This is a genomic window from Novosphingobium sp., from assembly GCF_036733805.1.
Classification (GTDB): Bacteria; Pseudomonadota; Alphaproteobacteria; order Sphingomonadales; family Sphingomonadaceae; genus Novosphingobium.
Genome location: NZ_DAIMZT010000138.1, coordinates 1 through 2,272, shown reverse-complemented (window position 1 = coordinate 2,272; position 2,272 = coordinate 1). Strand labels below are relative to the sequence as shown.

Annotated in this window: 3 protein-coding genes; all 3 read left to right on the top strand. The window is 62.9% G+C overall.

The genetic code is table 11. The annotated features are described in order from the left end of the window. Positions 1-244: 244 nt before the first annotated feature. Positions 245-865, top strand: coding sequence for a LysE family translocator (locus tag V7D69_RS15915; protein WP_333606319.1), 621 nt, complete (start codon positions 245-247; stop codon positions 863-865). 58 nt (positions 866-923) lie between these two features. Then, complete coding sequence (locus V7D69_RS15910) at positions 924-1,250, top strand: GIY-YIG nuclease family protein (protein WP_333606318.1); 327 nt, start codon at positions 924-926, stop codon at positions 1,248-1,250. Between the two features lie 61 nt (positions 1,251-1,311). Next, a partial coding sequence (pheS, locus tag V7D69_RS15905) for a phenylalanine--tRNA ligase subunit alpha (protein WP_333606320.1) occupies positions 1,312-2,272 on the top strand: 961 nt, incomplete at its 3' end.

Below are 2,272 nucleotides of genomic sequence, written 5' to 3'. Positions count from 1 at the left end.
ACGAAGGCGAGGCGTTTAGCGCCATCATCGCCCAGGCGAAGGCTGCGCTGCCCGCGGCCTGAGCTTAGAACGATCGCAAGATCGTCCAAAAGGGGCGCCGGGGCAGATGCCTTCGGCGCCCTTTTTCGTTTTCCAACGACCGTTCGTTTCGAGCGTGTCGAGAAACGAGATGGATGCGCTATCCGCTTCTCGACTTCGCTCGAAGCGAACAGGAGTGGAAGCACTCCGTTAGGGAGACAAACCCATGTCGCTGCATGTCTGGTGGTTGTACGTCACGGCGGTTTTCCTGATCTCGGCCACGCCGGGACCGAACATGCTGCATGTGATGACGCAGAGCATTCACCATGGACCGCGACGGGCTGTCGCCACCATGGCGGGGCTGATGAGTGCGATCCTGCTCTGCCTGATCGCTTCGGCGCTGGGACTGGGGGCGTTGCTGAAGGCTTCGCCGGGCCTGTTCGACGGGCTGCGCTATGCGGGGGTCGGCTATCTGCTCTGGCTGGGCATCAAGGCGTGGCGCGCGCCGGTGGGAGACGCGGGGGAAGTGGGCGCGACGCGGGGGCGATCGCTGCGGGCGCTCTATGGCACCGGGCTGCTGACGGGGCTCAGCAATCCCAAGCTCATCATCTTTGCCGCCGCGCTGTTTCCGCAGTTCATCGACACCGACCGGCCCTTTGCGGTGCAGTTGGCGATCCTCATCATCAGCTTCGTCGCGATCGAATTCGGCTGGCAGTGCGTCTATGCGCTGGGCGGGGTGAAGCTCGCCCGCTGGCTGGCGCCCGCGAACCGGCAGCGGCTGTTCAACCGGGGCACCGGCCTCATGTTCATCGGTTTCGGCGGGGCACTGCTGGGCGCGCGGGCGTAATTCATCTTCATTATCCCGTCATTCCCGCGAAAGCGGGAACCCATCTCCCGAGGGCGTCATGAAGTGCGAGATCAACCCAGCAGTCTACATATTAGCAAGCCGGAAGAATGGAACGTTATATACCGACGTCACTTCCGACCTCGTAAAGCGGCTATACGAACACCGAAACGGCTTGATCGATGGCTTCACCAGCGACTACGGCGTCAAGCGCCTCGTCTGGTTCGAGGCGCATGGCGAAATGGACAGCGCGATCTTGCGAGAAAAGCGGATCAAGAAATGGAACAGGCAGTGGAAGATCAAGCTGATCGAAGCCGGCAATCCCGATTGGGATGACCTGGCTCTTGGCTTGGGTTTCACAGCCTTGCCCTCTTTACGCGGCGACTGATCAAGAGATCAGGAGATGGGTTCCCGCTTTCGCGGGAATGACGAGATGAGTGGAAGTTTGGATGACTGAGATTAGCGCATTGAAAGCCGGCCTGATCGCCGACATCGCCGCGGCCGATACGCTCGACGTGCTGGAGACGCTGCGTGTCGGCGCCATGGGCAAACATGGGGTGGTCACGGGGCTGCTCAAGACCCTGGGCCCCATGAGCCCGGAGGAGCGGCTGGAGAAAGGCCCACCGATCCAGGATTTGCGCGAGAGCGTGACCGCCGCGCTGGCGGAAAAGAAGGCGGCGCTGGAGCAGGCGGCGCTCGATGCCAGGCTCGCGGCCGAAAAGATCGACATGACCTTGCCTGCCGACCTGGGCGCGCAGGGGTCGGTGCATCCCGTCAGCCAGGTGATGGACGAACTGGCGGAGATTTTCGCGGACCTTGGTTTCTCCGTGGCTACCGGGCCGGAGATCGAGGACGACTGGCATAATTTCACCGCGCTCAACATCCCCGAGACGCATCCGGCGCGGGCGATGCATGACACCTTCTATTTCCCCGATGAGGGCGACAAGAAGATGCTGCTGCGCACCCACACCTCGCCGGTGCAGATCCGCACGATGATGAACGGCGAGCCGCCGATCCGCATCATTGCGCCGGGGCGCGTCTATCGGTCGGACAGCGATGCCACGCACACGCCGATGTTCCACCAGATCGAGGGGCTGGTGATCGACAAGGGGATCACCCTTGGGCACCTCAAATGGACACTGGAGACATTCCTCAAGGCCTTCTTCGAGCGCGACGATATCGTGTTGCGGCTGCGGCCGAGCTATTTCCCCTTCACCGAACCGTCGGTCGAGGTGGACGTGGGCTATACGCTCACCAACGGCCAGCGGGTGATCGGCGGCGACGGCGACAGCCCAAGCGGCGGCTGGCTGGAAGTGCTGGGCAGCGGCATGGTCAACCGCCGCGTGATCGAGGCGTGCGGGCTGGACCCGGATGAGTGGCAGGGCTTTGCCTTCGGCACCGGCGTCGATC